Consider the following 14,930-nt stretch of genomic DNA (forward strand, 5'->3'; position numbering starts at 1 on the left):
CGGGCCGGCGCCGCGGCGGCGCGGGCTCGTCGTCGTCGAACGGCTCGCGCGCCGGTCGGGCGGAGACGGTCCGCACCACACCGGTCCGGCCACCGCCCGCGGTTTCCCGGCGGCCGGCGCGGGTCGCCCCGGTCCGGCCGCCGTCGAGCACCTGCAGCGCCGGGCGGAACGGATCGCCGGAGCGGCTGCTGCGCGGGGTACGCCGTTGCTCGGCGCCCCCGCCGGCGCGCGCGGCGCCGCCGCCCTCCCGGATGGTCCGGCCCCGCGGGGTGTACGCCCGGGCGTCGGAGATCCCGCCGACGCCCGGCTCGCGGTGCTCCGCGCCCCGCGACGAGCCGCGCCGGGAGCCCGTGGCGTCCCGGCGCGGTTCATCCGATCTCGGCGGCACTGCTCAGCCTCCGTTGCCCTGCTGGCTGGTGATCGCCGGCGCGCCCTCCACGGGGTGCGGGACGCCGATCACCTTCCCGTCCGGCAGCCGGATGTAGGCCAGCTCGTCGGAGTCGACCAGGCCCAGCTTGCGGGCGTTGGCCGTCAGGTTGCCGGGCGCCTTCTGGTCGGCGATCTCCTTCTCCAGCTGCTGCTGGTCGACGTCGAGCTTGGCCTGCTGCTGCTGGAGCTTCTCCAGCTTGAAGGCGTTCTCGTTGATCTTGGTGTTGACCGCCAGGATGCCGAGCACCCCGCCGACCACGAGCACCAGGATCAGCCCGACGAACGGCGCCCGCGGCACGCGGACCGGCGGCGGCGGGGCGACCCGCAGCCGCGGCGTGGTGCCGCCGGTGGCCGCGGTGCGCTCGGCCGGCCGCAGCGCGGCGCTGCCCTGGGTGGGGAACTCGCGCGCCCCCCGGGCGCGAGTCTCCCCCCGGCGGTCGGGCCGGTCGGCCGCCACCGTCGACGTGGTGCCGCGCGGGGCACGCTGCGCCGCGGTCCGGCCCCCCGACCGCGGTGCGCGCTGCCCGATGCCGGTGTCCCGGCCGTCGCGCTGGTTGACGTTCATGTCCCCTCCCCCTCTTCGTCCGTCCCGTTCCCATCCCCCGGCGCCGACCGCGGGTCCGTTTCGGACCCCGGTGACCCCGTCCCCGGTTGGTGCATCGCCTTCACCCGGCGGCGGTACCGTTCGCGGTCGGTACGCCCCTGCCGGGCCGCCTCCGGGTCGAGCCGTTCCGCGGCCCGCAGCCGCACCGAGGCGGCCCGCGGGTTCGCCGCGACCTCGGCCTCCCCGGGCAGCTCCGCGCCCCGGCTGAGCAGCCGGAACGTCGGACCCGACCCGGGCAGTTCGACCGGGAGGTCGACCGGGCCCTTGCTGCGGACCCGGTCGGCGAGCGCGTGCTTGGTGAGCCGGTCCTCCAGCGAGTGGTAGGACAGGACCACCATGCGGCCGCCCACGGTGAGCTCGTCCAGAGCGGCCGGCAGCGCCGTCTCCAGCGCTGCCAGCTCTCTGTTTACCTCGATCCGTAAAGCCTGAAACGTTCTCTTTGCCGGGTGTCCCCCGGTTCGTCGGGCTGGCGCCGGAATGCTCTCCCGGACCAGCTCGGCCAGTCGGGCCGACGAGGTGATCGGCGCGCGCTCGCGCTCCCGGATGATCGCCGAGGCGATCCGCCCGGCGAACTTCTCCTCGCCGTACACCCGCAGCACCCGGGCCAGGTCCGGGTGGGAGTAGGTGTTGACCACCTCCTCGGCGGTCACCCCCCGGGTCTGGTCCATCCGCATGTCCAGCGGCGCGTCCTGCGCGTAGGCGAACCCGCGGTCGGGCGCATCCAGTTGCAGGGACGAGACGCCGAGGTCGAACAGGATCCCGTCGATCGCCGGGTAGCCCAGCCGGTCGAGCACCTCGGGCAGCTCGTCGTAGACGGCGTGCTCCAGGTGGATCCGGTCGGCGAACCGGGCCAGCCGGACCCGCGCGTGGGCGAGGGCCTCGGTGTCCCGGTCCAGGCCGATCAGCACCGTGTCCGGGTGCGCCTCGAGCACCGCCTCGGCGTGCCCGGCCAGGCCGAGCGTGGCGTCGACGTGGACGGTGCGGCCCGGCCGGCCCAGCGCGGGGGCCAGCAACTCGAGGCACCGCTCGAGCAGCACCGGCACGTGCGTGCCGCGTAGCTCCCCCATCTCGACCCCCACTGGTTGAATCCCGCTTCCGTCCCTGTGTCCGTCGTCGTCACGGCGCCTCGCCATACCGCCAGATCCCCATCCGCTCCCGCCCGCCGGAGGCCGCGGCCCTCCGTATCGGATCGTGCGCCTGGCACCGGGGAAGGGGTGCCAGGAACTCGAAAGCGGGTGGAGATCTCGCAGTACGTCGGGCGCCGTCACGCCCTACAGACCGCCGGGCAGCACCCCCTCCTCGATGTCGGCGAAGTCGTCTTCGCTCTCCGCGAGGTAGGCCTCCCAGGCCGCCCTGTCCCAGATCTCCACCCGGGTGCTCGCCCCGATCACGACCAGGTCGCGGTCGAGCGCGGCGTACGACCGGAGATGCCCGGGGATGGTGACCCGTCCCTGCTTGTCCGGCACCTCGTCGTGCGCGCTCGCGAAGAAGACCCGGCTGTAGGCCCGGGCCGCCTTGCTCGTCATCGGCTGCGCGCGCAACTGGTCGGCGATCCGCTGGAACTCGGGCATCGGGAAGACGTAGAGGCAGCGCTCCTGCCCTTTGGTGATCACGACACCCCCCGCCAGCTCGTCCCGGAACTTCGCCGGAAGGATCAGCCGGCCTTTGTCGTCCAGGCGCGGAGTGTGGGTGCCGAGGAACATCGGCCCAACCCCCTCGCCCTGAGCGGCGTTCGCGGCGCCGCTGACCCCCCGGGCCGGTGTGGCCCTCCCGGCCTCACCATCGCGCCCCACTCTACTCCACTTCCCTCCACCCGCAACCAGAAACGCCCGCGTGGCGCGGCGTTTGCGCGCGCAAAACAGCACGTCAACGGGGGTGGGGCGGAGTGGAGGGGCGCGGCGCGCCCCGAGGGCGGTCCGCTTCCCGACATTGATCGACTCCGTCCGGCGGAGCGCGCGCTGGCCGTCCGCCGGAGGTCCCCGGCCGAACGGATCGCCGTCGGCGGCGATCTGGGGGGCCCGGTGGTCCGGTAACCTCGCTCGGGTGACGGACGCGAAGATGCCCCTGCGGGCAAAGGTGGCCAGCTCCGTGTCGCGGACCGCCGCGGCGCTGTCGCGGGCGGCGGGCCGTGGCGACGGCTCGGTCATCGGCGGCTGGATCGGCCTCAAGATCGACCCGGACCTGCTCGCCCACCTCGCGACCGGGCGCGCCATCGCCCTGGTGTCCGGGACCAACGGCAAGACCACCACGACCCGGCTCACCGCCGCCGCCGTGGGCGTGCTCGGCCGGGTCGCCACCAACTCCTTCGGCGCCAACATGCCCACCGGGCACACCTCGGCGCTGGCCAAGGCCGGCAGCACCCCCTACGCGGTGCTCGAGGTGGACGAGCACTACCTCGCCCAGGTGCTGGAGGCCACCGAGCCGCACGTCGTGGCGCTGCTCAACCTCTCCCGCGACCAGCTCGACCGGGCCAAGGAGGTCGCCATGATGGCGCAGCTCTGGCGCGCCGCGCTGGTCCGGCACACCGACGTGCGGGTGGTCGCCAACGCCGACGACCCGATGGTGGTGTGGGCCGCCACCCCGCCGGCCGACCCGGCCCAGGGCCACGTCCCGCCGCACGTCACCTGGTTCAGTGCCGGCCAGCGCTGGCACGACGACTCCTGGGTCTGCCCCGAGTGCGGCTCCACCATCCAGCGCTCCGGTGAGCAGTGGTGGTGCACCGGCTGCCCGCTGCGCCGCCCCCAGCCGCAGTGGACCGTCGAGGACGACGGGGTGCTCGACCCCACCGGCGCCTGGCACAAGGTGCAGCTCCAGCTCCCCGGCAAGGTCAACCTTGGCAACGCGGCCACCGCCCTGGCGGTCGCCGCCGAGTTCGGGGTACGCCCCGTCGACGCGGTCTCCCGGCTCGGCTCGGTCACCTCGGTGGCCGGCCGCTACGCCCAGGTCGACCGGGACGGGCGCAACATCCGGCTGCTGCTGGCCAAGAACCCGGCCAGCTGGCTGGAGGCGTTCGACATGGCCGACGTCGCACCGACACTGCTCTCCATCAACGCGCGCGACCCCGACGGGATGGACACCTCCTGGCTCTTCGACGTCGACTTCTCCCCGCTGGGCGGCCGGCAGGTGCTGATCACCGGCGACCGGGCGTACGACCTGGCGGTCCGGCTCGACGTCAACGGCGTGCCGTTCCAGCACGTCCGGACCTTCGACGACGCGGTCCGTGCCGTGCCGCCGGGCCGGCTGGAGGTCATCGCCAACTACACCGCCTTCCAGGACATCCGAGCGGAGCTGGACCGTGTCAACTGAGAGCCTGCGCATCGTCTGGATCTATCCCGACCTGCTGTCCACCTACGGCGACCGGGGCAACGCGCTGATCCTGGCCCGCCGGGCCCAGCTGCGCGGAATGCCGGTCGAGGTGCTGGAGGTCCGCTCCGACCAGCGGCTGCCCGCCACCGCCGACATCTACCTGGTCGGCGGCGGCGAGGACGGCCCGCAGGCGCTGGGCGCGCAGCGGCTGATCGCCGACGGCGGCCTGCACCGGGCGGTGGCCCAGGGCTCGGTGGTGTTCGGCGTCTGCGCCGGCTACCAGCTGCTGGGCACCTCCTTCTTCGCCAAGGGCACCCGGTGCGCCGGGCTGGAGCTGCTCGACATCTCCTCCGACCGCGGTCCCACCCGGGCGGTCGGCGAGCTGGCCGGCGAGGTCGACCCGCGGCTGGGCATCCCCTACCTGACCGGGTTCGAGAACCACGGCGGGCGGACCCACCTCGGCCCCGGCGTGTCGCCGCTGGCCCGGGTGACCGCCGGGGTCGGCAACGACGGCGCTACCGAGGGCGCCTGGCGCGGCAAGCTGCTCGGCACCTACTCGCACGGCCCGGCGCTGGCCCGCAACCCCGCCCTGGCCGACCTGCTGCTGCGCTGGGCGACCGGCGTCCACCAGCTTCCCCCGCTCGACGACACCTGGGCGGACCGGCTCCGGTCCGAGCGCCGCGCCGCGGTGGCCGCCGCCGCGAGGGCATGATCGGCGCCGCCCGACCGTGGCGGCGACGAACCGGCCGGCTCGTCCGGTTGCTCCGGCAGCAGTCGGCGCGCCGGTTCGCACTGCTGCTCCTGCTGCTCGCCGGGTGCGGGGTCACGCTGCTGCTGGTCCCCCACCCGGACCCGGGTGACCTGCCCCGGCTGGCCGACTCGCTCGGCGCGTACGCGCCGGTCGCCGCCATCGTGGGCGGCGCGCTGCTGCTCGTGGCGCTGGTCCCGCGAACCTTCGTCACGCTGGCCGCCGGGGCGATCTTCGGCCCGGTGCAGGGCGCCGCGTACGCCCTCGGCGCGGCGCTGCTCGCGGCGGCCCTCGGCTTCGCGGTCGGCCGCCTGCTGGGCCGGCAGTTCGTCGCCGAGCGGATCCGTGGCCGGCTGGCCCGGCTGGACGGCTGGTTCGCCCGGCAGAGCGTGTTCGGCGTGATGACCGTCCGGCTGCTGCCGATCGCCGGGTTCGGGCTGGTCAGCTACGGCTACGGCACCACCGGGGCCCGGCTGCTGCCGTTCCTGGCCGGCAGCGTGATCGCCGCCGCCCCCACCGCCATCGGCTACGCGGCCATCGGCGCGGCGGTCAGCTCCCCCGGCTCGATCAACTGGTACGCCGCCGCCCCGGCCAGCCTCGGTCTGATCGCCAGCGTGCTCATCATCCACCGCTGGTGGCGCGCGGAGCGGCACCGCCGGCTGGGCCCGAGCTGAGATGGCCGCCGCGGAGGAGCGGCTGCCCGGCGGCTTCGTCACCGAGGTGGTCCGGATCGGCGACACCGTACGCCGCACTCCCGGGGCCCGGGCCGGCCACGTGCCGGCCCTGCTGCGGCACCTGGCCACGACCGCGCCCGGCCTGGCGCCGCGCTACCTCGGGGTGGACGAGCAGGGCCGGCAGGTGCTGACCCACCTCGCCGGGCGGGTGCCCTGGCGGGACCGGGAGGATCCGGCCTTCTTCGCCGACCCGGCCCTCACGCGGCTGGCCGAGCTGATCCGGGCGCTGCACGACGCCTGCGCCGGGACCCCGCTGGCCGGCGAGGCCGAGACGGTCTGCCACCGGGACCTGTCGCCGAAGAACACCGTCTACCGGGACGCGCCGGCCGGGCCGCTGCCGGTGGCGTTCCTGGACTGGGACCTGGCCGGGCCGGGCCGGCGGATCGAGGACGTGGCCTTCGCCGGCTGGCACTGGGCCGCGCTGGGCGGCGACGCCGACCCGGCCGAGCTGGCCCGGCGCTGCCGGCTGCTGTGCGACGCCTACGAGGCGGCGGCCCCCGGGGTGTCCCTGCCCCGGCACGAGTTGGTCGCCGTCATGCTCGACCAGCTCGACGGCACCTGGCGGGGCATCGACGCCGGCGCCGACCGGGACGAGCCGGGCATGCGCCGGCTCCGCGCGGCGGGCGCGGTCGACGCGGTACGCGGCTGGCACGCCTGGCTGCTCATGCACCGCCCCGCGGTCGAGGCGGCGCTCGCCGCCGTGTGACGCCCCCACCTTCGATCCGCCGACGCCCACCGGGCGAGGCGACCGGGTGTCCGCGAGCGGCTGTGGGGCTGACGTCGGTAACGACTCATGAGGCGCTGGCGACATCAGGTCGAAAGCGGCGCCGGGACGATCGCCGGATGCCGGAGGCGACGACCGAGACAATGCCGTTGGTGACGTCAGCTCGACAGGCACTGCCATCGGGTACGGCCACCCGCCTCGACAGCGATGCCGCACACGGTCGCCGCTCGGTGTCCTGCTCGACGGACCGCCACCGCATCGGCGATGGATCGCCTCAGCGGGGCGGAGCGACCAGGCCGGCCTCGTAGGCGGCGATCACCAGGTGCACCCGGTCCCGGGCGGTCAGCTTGCCGAAGAGCCGGGCCACGTGCGCCTTGGCGGTGGCTGGACTGATCACCAGTTCCGCCGCGATCTCCGTGTTGGACAGTCCGCGGGCGACGAGCGTGAGCACCTCCCGCTCCCGGTCGGTGACCCCGGGCAGGGCACGGGGCCGGGGCGCCGGGGCGGGACGGCGGGCGAACTCGGCGATGAGCCGCCGGGTGACGCCCGGTGCGATCAGCGCGTCGCCGGCCGCCACCACCCGCACCGCGCCCAGTATCTCCTCCAAGGCCATGTCCTTGACCAGGAATCCGCTCGCGCCGGCGCGCAGCGCCGCGTGCACGTGCTCGTCGTCGTCGAAGGTGGTGAGCACGAGGACCCGGGTCGGCCCGCCGGCCGCGACGATGTCCCGGGTCGCCGCGATCCCGTCGGTACCGGGCATCCGCAGGTCCATCAGCACCACGTCGGGGAGCAGTTCCCGGGCCGACCGGACGGCTTCGGCGCCGGTCCCGGCCTCACCGACGACCACCAGGTCCGGCGCGTCGGCCATGAGGACCCGCAACCCGGCCCGCACCAGCGGCTGGTCGTCGACGAGGAGGACGCGGATCGTCACCGCGGGTCCACCGGCAACACGGCGGCCACCCGGAAACCGCCCTCCGGTCGCGGCCCGGCGGTGAACCGGCCGCCGAGCAGCGTGGCCCGTTCCCGCATGCCGACGATCCCGTGCCCGTCACCGCCGAGCGGGCCACCGCGACCGTCGTCCAGCACCTCCACGTGGACGCCGCCCGACGCGTGCCGCACGGTCACCCGGCACTCCCGCACCCGCGCGTGCCTCACCACGTTGGTCAGCGCCTCCTGCACAATCCGGTACGCGGCCAACTCCACCTCGGTGGGCAGCGGGCCCGGCTCGCCGCCGACGGTGAGCGTCACCCGCACCCCGGCGTCGGCCGCGGCCCCGACCAGCCGGTCCAGGTCGGACAGTCCGGGCGTGGGGTCCAGCGCCGCCGCCGCGCCGTCGGGGCGACGCAGCGCGCCGAGGGTACGGCGTAGCCCGGCCAGCGTCTCCCGGCTGGTGGTCTCGATGGTGGCGAGCGCGGCGCGCGCCTGCGCGGGCTGGCTGTCGATGACCCGGGCGCCGACGCCGGCCTGGATGGCGATCACGCCGATGCTGTGCGCCACCACATCGTGCAGGTCCCGCGCGATGCGCAGCCGTTCGGCGGTGACCGCATCGGTGGCGGCGTGCGCCCGGAACTGCTCGGCGTGCCGCCGGCGGGCGAGCACCGAGTTGCCGACCACCCAGGCGGCGAGGACCGCCGGGACGGACAGGGTGGCCCGGTCCAGCGCGTTGCTGGCGGAGTTCACGAAGGCCGCGGCCACCTGCACCAGGAGCACCATGCCCGCCGCGGGCACCGACACCCGGCGCGGGCCCCGGGCCGCGACCACCCCGAGCATCACGTCGACGACGAGGAACTGCAGGTACCAGACAGCGGCCAGGTAGCCCTCGTCCCACGCGTTCGTGGTGGCGGTGACCAGCGACGCCCCGGCGAGCATCAGGCCGAGGGCGAGCAGCGGCCGGCGGCGCAGCATGCCGACGGGCAGCAGCACCGCCAGGAGCGGCGCGAGGTACCGCACGGGGAGCACGGGCAGGCTGCCGTCAGGGGTGGGGACGGGCAGCACCGGCCCACCCATGCCGGAGGTCGACGCGAGCAGCACCACGGCGGGCAGCAGCGCGACCGCGGACCAGATCAGGACCGTCCGCACCCGTCGAGCCACGACGCGCGGACGCGGGACGACCGCCTCCATGGGCCCACCGTAGTCAGCGACGGCTCTCTGGTCATCGGCCGACGGGCGTACGCCCGGGGGCGGGGTGTCGCCGGCTGGGTGTGGTCGCCGGCACGACGACCCGGCGGCCGGGACGCGGGAGCGTCGAGGTCATGATCGAACTCAGGGACCTCACCAAGCGGTACGGCGGGACGACCGCCGTCAACCGGCTGACCCTCACCGTCCGGCCCGGACACGTCACCGGATTCCTCGGACCGAACGGCGCCGGAAAGTCCACCACGCTCCGGCTCGTCCTCGGCCTGCACCGTCCGACCGGCGGGACTGCCCTGGTGGACGGGCGGCCGTTCGCCGGGCGGCCGCGCGGGCTGCGCCACGCCGGCGCGCTGCTGGACGCCGGCGACGTGCACGGCGGGCGGAGCGCGCGGGCGCACCTGGCGGCCCTGGCCCGCAGCAACGGGCTTCCCCGCTCCCGCCCGGGGGAGGTGCTGGACCAGGTCGGCCTGACCGAGGTGGCGGGGCGCCGGATCGGCGGGTTCTCGCTCGGCATGCGGCAGCGTCTCGGGATCGCCGCCGCGCTGCTCGGCGACCCGCCGGTGCTCCTCTTCGACGAGCCGTTCAACGGCCTCGACCCGGAGGGGGTGCGCTGGGTGCGCGGCCTGTTCCGCCGGCTTGCCGCCGAGGGCCGGACCGTGCTCGTCTCCAGCCACCTGATGAGCGAGATGGAGCAGACCGCCGATCACCTCGTGGTCATCGGACGGGGCGAACTGCTCGTCGACGAGAGCCTCGCCATGTTCGCCGCCCGCAACGCCCGAGCCCAGGTCGCCGTGCGTACGTCCGACCCGGCCACGCTCGGAGCCGCGCTCGCGGCGGCGGGCGGCACCGTGACCCACGACGGCGGGACGAGGCTCACCGTCACCGGGCTGCCTGTCGACCGGATCGGCGAGCTGGCGTTCCGGACCGGCGTCGCCGTGCACGAACTCCACACCCGGACCGCGTCCCTGGAGGAGGCGTTCATGGACCTCACCGCCGACCGACTCGACTACACCGCCGGAGGCCGCTGATGGGTGCCCGTTTCCGTGACCTGCTCGCCGCCGAGTGGATCAAGCTGTGGTCGCTGCGCTCCACGTACGGGTCGGTGGCGCTGATCGCGGTGTCGGCGGTGCTGTTCAGCATCCGCGCCGCTCTCGCCGACCACCACAACTGGCCCGGCTACTCCCCCGAACGCCGGGCCGCGTTCGACCCGATCCACGACGCGTTTCCCGAGCAGGGGTGGCTGTTCGTCATCCTCGCGGCCGGCGCGGTGGGCGCGGTGATGATCGCCGGCGAGTACGCCAGCGGCCAGATCCGCGCGACGCTGATCGCGGTGCCGGACCGCCGCGCCGTGGTGAGCGCGAAGATCGTGGTACTGGCCGCAGTCATGCTGGTGGTCGGCGCGGTCGCCGCCACGGCGTCGTTCGGGGTGTCCCAGGCGATCCTCGCCGACCGGGGCGCCGGGGCGTCGATCGGCGAGCCCATGGCGTTGCGCGCCGTAACCGCGTCAACGCTGCTGGTGCCGGTCTGCGCGCTCATCGGGTTCGGCGTCGGCGCCCTGGTGCGACACACCGCACCGGCGCTCGTGGTCACCACGACGCTGTTGCTGCTCGCCCCGCTGGCCTTCGACATCAACCAGCGGTGGACCGCAGCGATCCACAACGCGCTGCCGGTGCCGGCCTGGGAGCGTCTGGTCGGGAACCCGTACGTGCTGCCGAACCTGCACGTGGCGACCGTGCCCGGCTCCTGGGCGGTGTTCGCGGTCTGGCCGGTGGCAGCCGCCTTCCTCGCCGCAGTCGTCGTGCACCGCCGCGAACCCTGACCTGTCGTGGGCGCGCCCGAGCCGGGCGCGCCCACGAGCCGGTCTCAGGCGACGACCGAGACCATCCGGCCCTTCACCACGATGACCTTGCGCGGCTCCCTGCCGGCCAGCGCGCCGGCCACGGCCTCCAGGGCGGCCGACCGGACGTCGTCCTCGGCGGCGTCGGCGGCCACCTCGACCCGGCCCCGGACCTTGCCGTTGACCTGCACCGGGTAGGTCACCGTCTCGGCGACCAGCAGCGCCGGGTCGGCGGTCGGGAAGTCCGCGTACGCCAGCGAGGTGTCGTGGCCCAGCCGCCGCCACAGCTCCTCGGCGATGTGCGGGGCGAACGGGGCCACCATCAGCACCAGCGGCTCGGCCACCTCGCGCGGCGTCCCGGCCAGCCGGGTCAGCCCGTTGGTCAGCTCGATCAGCTTGGCGATCGCGGTGTTGAACCGGATCGCCTCCATGTCGCCACGGACCCCGTCGATGACCTTGTGCAGCAGCCGCCGGGTGGCCTCGTCGGCCGGCGCGTCGGTGACCCGCAGCGCGCCGGTCCGCTCGTCGACCACCGCTCGCCACACCCGCTGCAGGAACCGGTACGAGCCGACCACCGCCCGGGTCTCCCACGGGCGGGACACCTCCAGCGGACCCATCGACATCTCGTACACCCGGAAGGTGTCCGCGCCGTACGCCGCGCACATGTCGTCCGGGGTGACCACGTTCTTCAGGGACTTGCCCATCTTGCCGTACTCGCGCCGGACCTCGGTCTCGCCGTGGAAGTACCGGCCGTCGACCTCGACGACCTCTTCGGCCGGCACGTAGGCGCCGCGCGGGTCGGTGAACGCGTACGCCTGGATGTAGCCCTGGTTGAACAGCCGCCGGAACGGCTCGAAGGACGAGACGTGGCCCAGGTCGTACAGCACCTTGTGCCAGAAGCGGGCGTACAGCAGGTGCAGCACGGCGTGCTCGGCGCCGCCGACGTACAGGTCGGTGCCCCCGCAGTCGCCCGCGCCGCGCGGCCCCATCCAGTACGCCTCGTTCTCCGGCTCCGCGAAGCGCCGCGAGTCGGTCGGGTCCAGGTAGCGCAGCTCGTACCAGCAGGAGCCGGCCCACTGCGGCATCACGTTGGTCTCCCGGGTGTAGCGCTTCGGCCCGTCACCCAGGTCCAGCTCCACCTCCACCCAGTCGCGCCGCCGGGACAGCGGGGTCTCCGGGTTGCTGTCGGCGTCCTCCGGGTCGAACGTCTTCGGCGAGAAGTCGTCCACCTCGGGCAGCTCGACCGGCAGCATCGACTCGGGCAGCGCGATCGGCGCCCCGGTCTCGTCGTAGACGATCGGGAACGGCTCACCCCAGTAGCGCTGCCGGGAGAACAGCCAGTCCCGCAGCCGCCAGGTGACCGCGCCGGCGCCGTACCCGTTGGCCTCCAGCCACTCGATGATCCGCGCCTTGGCGTCGGCCACCCCCAGGCCGTTCAGGTCCAGGCCCCGGTCGGGGGCGGCGCTGTTGATCGCCGGGCCCTCGCCGGTCCACGCCTTGCCGTCGAAGCCCTCCGCCGGCTGCACGGTGCGCACGATCGGCAGGTCGAAGACCTCGGCGAACTCCCAGTCCCGCTCGTCCTGCGCGGGCACCGCCATGATCGCGCCGGTGCCGTAGCCGGCCAGCACGTAGTCGGCGATGAAGATCGGGATCTGCCCGCCGGTGACCGGGTTGGTCGCCCAGGCGCCGACGAAGACTCCGGTCTTCTCCTTGGTCTCCGCCTGCCGCTCCACGTCCGTCTTGGCCGCGGCGGCCTTCCGGTACGCCTCGACGGCGGCCCGCGGGCTGGCGTGCCCGCCGGTCCAGGCGTCCTTCGTCCCGGCCGGCCAGGCGGCCGGCACCAGCACGTCGACCATTTCGTGTTCGGGGGCCAGCACCATGTAGGTGGCGCCGAAGACGGTGTCCGGCCGGGTCGTGAACACCCGGACCGGGCCGCGCTCGGTCGGGAAGTCGATGTGCGCGCCGGTCGACCGGCCGATCCAGTTGCGCTGCTGCAGCTTGATCGGCTCGGGCCAGTCCAGCGTGTCCAGGTCCTCCAGCAGCCGGTCCCCGTACGCGGTGATCCGCATCATCCACTGCTTCAGGTTGCGCTTGAAGACCGGGAAGTTGCCCCGCTCGGAGCGGCCGTCGGCGGTGACCTCCTCGTTGGCCAGCACGGTGCCCAGGCCCGGGCACCAGTTCACCGGCGCCTCCGAGACGTACGCCAGCCGGTGGTCGTCGACGATCTTCCGCCGCTCGCCCACGGTCAGCTCGGCCCACGGCCGGCCGTCCGGGGTGGTGCGGGTGCCCCCCTCGAACTCGGCGATCAGCTCGGCGATCGGGCGGGCCTTCTTCGCGTCCGCGTCGTACCAGGAGTTGAAGATTTGCAGGAAGATCCACTGGGTCCAGCGGTAGAAGTCGGTGTCGATGGTCGCCACCGACCGCCGCTCGTCGTGGCCCAGCCCCAGCCGGCGCAGCTGCTCCTTGTACCGCTCGATGTTGGCCACGGTGGTCGTCCGGGGGTGGGTGCCGGTCTGCACCGCGTACTGCTCGGCGGGCAGGCCGAACGCGTCGAAGCCCATCGCGTGCAGCACGTTGCGCCCGGCCATCCGCTGGTAGCGGGCGTAGCAGTCGGTGCCGATGTAGCCCAGCGGGTGGCCGACGTGCAGGCCGGCGCCCGAGGGATAGGGGAACATGTCCAGCACGTACAGCTTCTCGGCGCCCGCGCGCGGGTGGGTCGGGTCGGCCAGCGGACCGACCGGGTTCGGCGCGTGGAAGGTGCCCTCCCGCTCCCAGATGTCCTGCCAGCGGTGCTCGATCTCCTCGGCCAGGGCGGCGGTGTACCGGAACGGGGGAATGTCGGTCGCCGGTGCGGCTGCCTCACTCATGGCGTGTCTCCTCGGCGCGGGTCATGTCGGATATGGGAGGTCTGCTGCGGGCACAAAAAAGCCCCTCGCGCAGGAGGGGCCGCCGTGCTGTCGCGCGCTCAGCGCATCAGCACGGCTCGGTAAGAAGCAGGAAGACTCCGGCCATGACCGGCAGTGTACCCCGTCGGCGGGTCGCGCCTCGCGCCCGTTGCCCGCCACGTGGGACGGCGTGGCCCGGCGGGGTCACCCCGGCGGGTACGGCCGGGGCCGGGCGAACCGCCCGGTGAACAGGAACCGGGACGGGGCTACCCGCGTGCGAGCCGGCCACACGTCCCCCGGTCCGGCGAATATTCCGGGCGTAACCGGCCGACCGCCTGCGGGGGTCGGCGACAACGAGAAACATGGTTAGCCTGAGAGACCAGTGAGATTCTTGCGGCAGAAGAGGCTCGGCGTCGCGAACCCAACGGCGGGTCCAGGTGCTCTATTCAGAGCTGCCGTCCGGCGACGAGGAGGAGGCCCGTGACACAACAGACCTGGGACGAGGTGGGCGGTCTGCTGCCGCACGACGAGTTCCGCGCCGCCAGCGAGGCCATCGTGGCCAACATCGAGCAGGTCATCGAGGGCAAGACGGCCACCGTCCGGCTCGCGCTGGCGGTGCTGCTCGCCGAGGGCCACCTCCTCATCGAGGACGTGCCGGGCGTCGGCAAGACCAAGCTGGCCAAGGCGCTGGCCCGGTCGATCGACTGCTCGGTGCGCCGCATCCAGTTCACCCCCGACCTGCTGCCCAGCGACGTCACCGGCGTCAGCGTCTACAACCAGGAGACGCACGACTTCGAGTTCCGCCCGGGCGCCGTCTTCGCCAACCTGGTCGTCGGCGACGAGATCAACCGGGCCTCGCCGAAAACCCAGTCGGCGCTGCTGGAGTGCATGGAGGAGCGGCAGGTCACCGTCGACGGCGTGACCTACCAGCTGCAGACCCCGTTCATGGTGGTCGCGACGCAGAACCCGATCGAGATGGAGGGGACCTACCCGCTGCCGGAGGCGCAGCGCGACCGGTTCACCGCCCGGATCGCGATGGGCTACCCGGACGCGGGCGCCGAGCTGGCCATGCTGGACGGTCACGGCGGCAACGACCCGCTGCACGAGCTGCGGCCGGTCTCCGACGCGGCGACCGTCCGCCGGCTGATCGGCCACGTCCGGCAGGTGCACGTCGCCGACGCCGTCAAGCAGTACGCCATCGACCTGGTCACCGCCACCCGCGAGGCGCCCGACCTGCGGCTCGGCGCGTCCCCGCGGGCCACCCTCCAGCTGCTGCGCACCGCCCGCGCGGTGGCCGCCCTGGAAGGCCGCGACTACGTCCTGCCGGACGACCTCCAGGCCCTCGCGGTGCCGGTGCTGGCGCACCGGATCATCCCGACCGCCGACGCGCAGCTGGCCCGGCGCACCACCGACGCGATCGTCGCCGAGCTGGTGCACCGCCTCCCGCTGCCGCACGACCGCAAGCGCTCCCCCTACGACACCCGGCCCGGCAGCACCGGTCGCGGGCCGTACGAGCCGCGGAGGCCGTGA

13 protein-coding genes and 1 pseudogene are annotated in these 14,930 nt (G+C 74.2%); 7 read left to right on the top strand and 7 right to left on the bottom strand.

The annotated features are described in order from the left end of the window. From ABZS80_RS23715 to mraZ, 4 genes and pseudogenes are all read right to left on the bottom strand, one after another. Positions 1–388, bottom strand: a pseudogene (locus ABZS80_RS23715) (penicillin-binding protein 2); the annotation flags it as partial. 3 nt (positions 389–391) lie between these two features. Then, positions 392–994, bottom strand: a complete 603-nt coding sequence (locus ABZS80_RS23720) for a hypothetical protein (protein ID WP_355059067.1) — start codon at positions 992–994, stop codon at positions 392–394. After that, positions 991–2,100 carry a 16S rRNA (cytosine(1402)-N(4))-methyltransferase RsmH gene (rsmH, locus tag ABZS80_RS23725; RefSeq protein WP_355059249.1) on the bottom strand — a complete coding sequence of 370 codons (1,110 nt, stop codon included), beginning with the start codon at positions 2,098–2,100 and terminating at the stop codon, positions 991–993. Before rsmH ends, ABZS80_RS23720 begins: the two co-directional genes overlap by 4 nt. A 204-nt stretch (positions 2,101–2,304) precedes the next feature. Then, positions 2,305–2,736 (bottom strand): division/cell wall cluster transcriptional repressor MraZ, encoded by a 432-nt coding sequence (gene mraZ / locus ABZS80_RS23730; protein ID WP_073831045.1) that lies wholly within the window; start codon positions 2,734–2,736, stop codon positions 2,305–2,307. Positions 2,737–3,091: 355 nt separating this feature from the next. On the opposite strand from mraZ, the gene ABZS80_RS23735 reads away from it, so the two are divergent. The 4 genes from ABZS80_RS23735 to ABZS80_RS23750 are packed head-to-tail and all read left to right on the top strand — an operon-like array spanning position 3,092 to position 6,527. Further along, on the top strand, positions 3,092–4,339 hold the full coding sequence (locus tag ABZS80_RS23735) for a MurT ligase domain-containing protein (protein ID WP_355059251.1): 1,248 nt from the start codon (positions 3,092–3,094) through the stop codon (positions 4,337–4,339). Then, entirely contained in the window at positions 4,329–5,051 is a 723-nt protein-coding gene (locus tag ABZS80_RS23740) for a glutamine amidotransferase (protein WP_355059069.1), read from the top strand. Before ABZS80_RS23735 ends, ABZS80_RS23740 begins: the two co-directional genes overlap by 11 nt. Then, positions 5,048–5,761, top strand: a complete 714-nt coding sequence (locus ABZS80_RS23745) for a VTT domain-containing protein (protein ID WP_355059071.1) — start codon at positions 5,048–5,050, stop codon at positions 5,759–5,761. Before ABZS80_RS23740 ends, ABZS80_RS23745 begins: the two co-directional genes overlap by 4 nt. Position 5,762: 1 nt before the next feature. Then, a complete protein-coding gene (locus ABZS80_RS23750) occupies positions 5,763–6,527 on the top strand; it encodes a phosphotransferase (RefSeq protein ID WP_355059073.1) in 765 nt (254 codons plus the stop codon). Between the two features lie 292 nt (positions 6,528–6,819). Here the strand turns inward: ABZS80_RS23750 and ABZS80_RS23755 are convergent, their stop codons facing one another. Next, positions 6,820–7,476, bottom strand: coding sequence for a response regulator transcription factor (locus tag ABZS80_RS23755; protein WP_355059075.1), 657 nt, complete (start codon positions 7,474–7,476; stop codon positions 6,820–6,822). Continuing rightward, a complete protein-coding gene (locus tag ABZS80_RS23760; protein ID WP_355059077.1) occupies positions 7,473–8,666 on the bottom strand; it encodes a histidine kinase in 1,194 nt (397 codons plus the stop codon). Before ABZS80_RS23760 ends, ABZS80_RS23755 begins: the two co-directional genes overlap by 4 nt. A gap of 131 nt (positions 8,667–8,797) precedes the next feature. Here ABZS80_RS23760 and ABZS80_RS23765 point away from each other — a divergent pair, with 131 nt between their 5' ends. Beyond that, complete coding sequence (locus ABZS80_RS23765; protein WP_355059079.1) at positions 8,798–9,706, top strand: ATP-binding cassette domain-containing protein; 909 nt, start codon at positions 8,798–8,800, stop codon at positions 9,704–9,706. Beyond that, on the top strand, positions 9,706–10,497 hold the full coding sequence (locus tag ABZS80_RS23770) for an ABC transporter permease subunit (RefSeq protein WP_355059080.1): 792 nt from the start codon (positions 9,706–9,708) through the stop codon (positions 10,495–10,497). The genes ABZS80_RS23765 and ABZS80_RS23770 overlap by 1 nt, the downstream gene beginning before the upstream one ends. Positions 10,498–10,541: 44 nt before the next feature. On the opposite strand, the gene leuS is transcribed toward ABZS80_RS23770, so the two are convergent. Next, on the bottom strand, positions 10,542–13,382 hold the full coding sequence (gene leuS, locus ABZS80_RS23775; RefSeq protein WP_355059082.1) for a leucine--tRNA ligase: 2,841 nt from the start codon (positions 13,380–13,382) through the stop codon (positions 10,542–10,544). Positions 13,383–13,880: 498 nt separating this feature from the next. On the opposite strand from leuS, the gene ABZS80_RS23780 reads away from it, so the two are divergent. After that, entirely contained in the window at positions 13,881–14,930 is a 1,050-nt protein-coding gene (locus tag ABZS80_RS23780; RefSeq protein WP_355059084.1) for a MoxR family ATPase, read from the top strand.

It is taken from the genome of Micromonospora sp. NPDC005305 (genome assembly GCF_040607315.1).
GTDB lineage: Bacteria > Actinomycetota > Actinomycetes > Mycobacteriales > Micromonosporaceae > Micromonospora.

Excerpts from the sequence above, each read along its gene's own strand:
- ABZS80_RS23720 (WP_355059067.1), bottom strand. The coding sequence starts at position 994 with ATGAACGTCAACCAGCGCGACGGCCGGGACACCGGCATCGGGCAGCGC.
- rsmH (WP_355059249.1), bottom strand. The coding sequence starts at position 2,100 with ATGGGGGAGCTACGCGGCACGCACGTGCCGGTGCTGCTCGAGCGGTGC.
- mraZ (WP_073831045.1), bottom strand. The coding sequence starts at position 2,736 with ATGTTCCTCGGCACCCACACTCCGCGCCTGGACGACAAAGGCCGGCTG.
- ABZS80_RS23735 (WP_355059251.1), top strand. The coding sequence starts at position 3,092 with ATGCCCCTGCGGGCAAAGGTGGCCAGCTCCGTGTCGCGGACCGCCGCG.
- ABZS80_RS23745 (WP_355059071.1), top strand. The coding sequence starts at position 5,048 with ATGATCGGCGCCGCCCGACCGTGGCGGCGACGAACCGGCCGGCTCGTC.
- ABZS80_RS23750 (WP_355059073.1), top strand. The coding sequence starts at position 5,763 with ATGGCCGCCGCGGAGGAGCGGCTGCCCGGCGGCTTCGTCACCGAGGTG.
- ABZS80_RS23760 (WP_355059077.1), bottom strand. The coding sequence starts at position 8,666 with ATGGAGGCGGTCGTCCCGCGTCCGCGCGTCGTGGCTCGACGGGTGCGG.
- ABZS80_RS23765 (WP_355059079.1), top strand. The coding sequence starts at position 8,798 with ATGATCGAACTCAGGGACCTCACCAAGCGGTACGGCGGGACGACCGCC.
- ABZS80_RS23770 (WP_355059080.1), top strand. The coding sequence starts at position 9,706 with ATGGGTGCCCGTTTCCGTGACCTGCTCGCCGCCGAGTGGATCAAGCTG.
- leuS (WP_355059082.1), bottom strand. The coding sequence starts at position 13,382 with ATGAGTGAGGCAGCCGCACCGGCGACCGACATTCCCCCGTTCCGGTAC.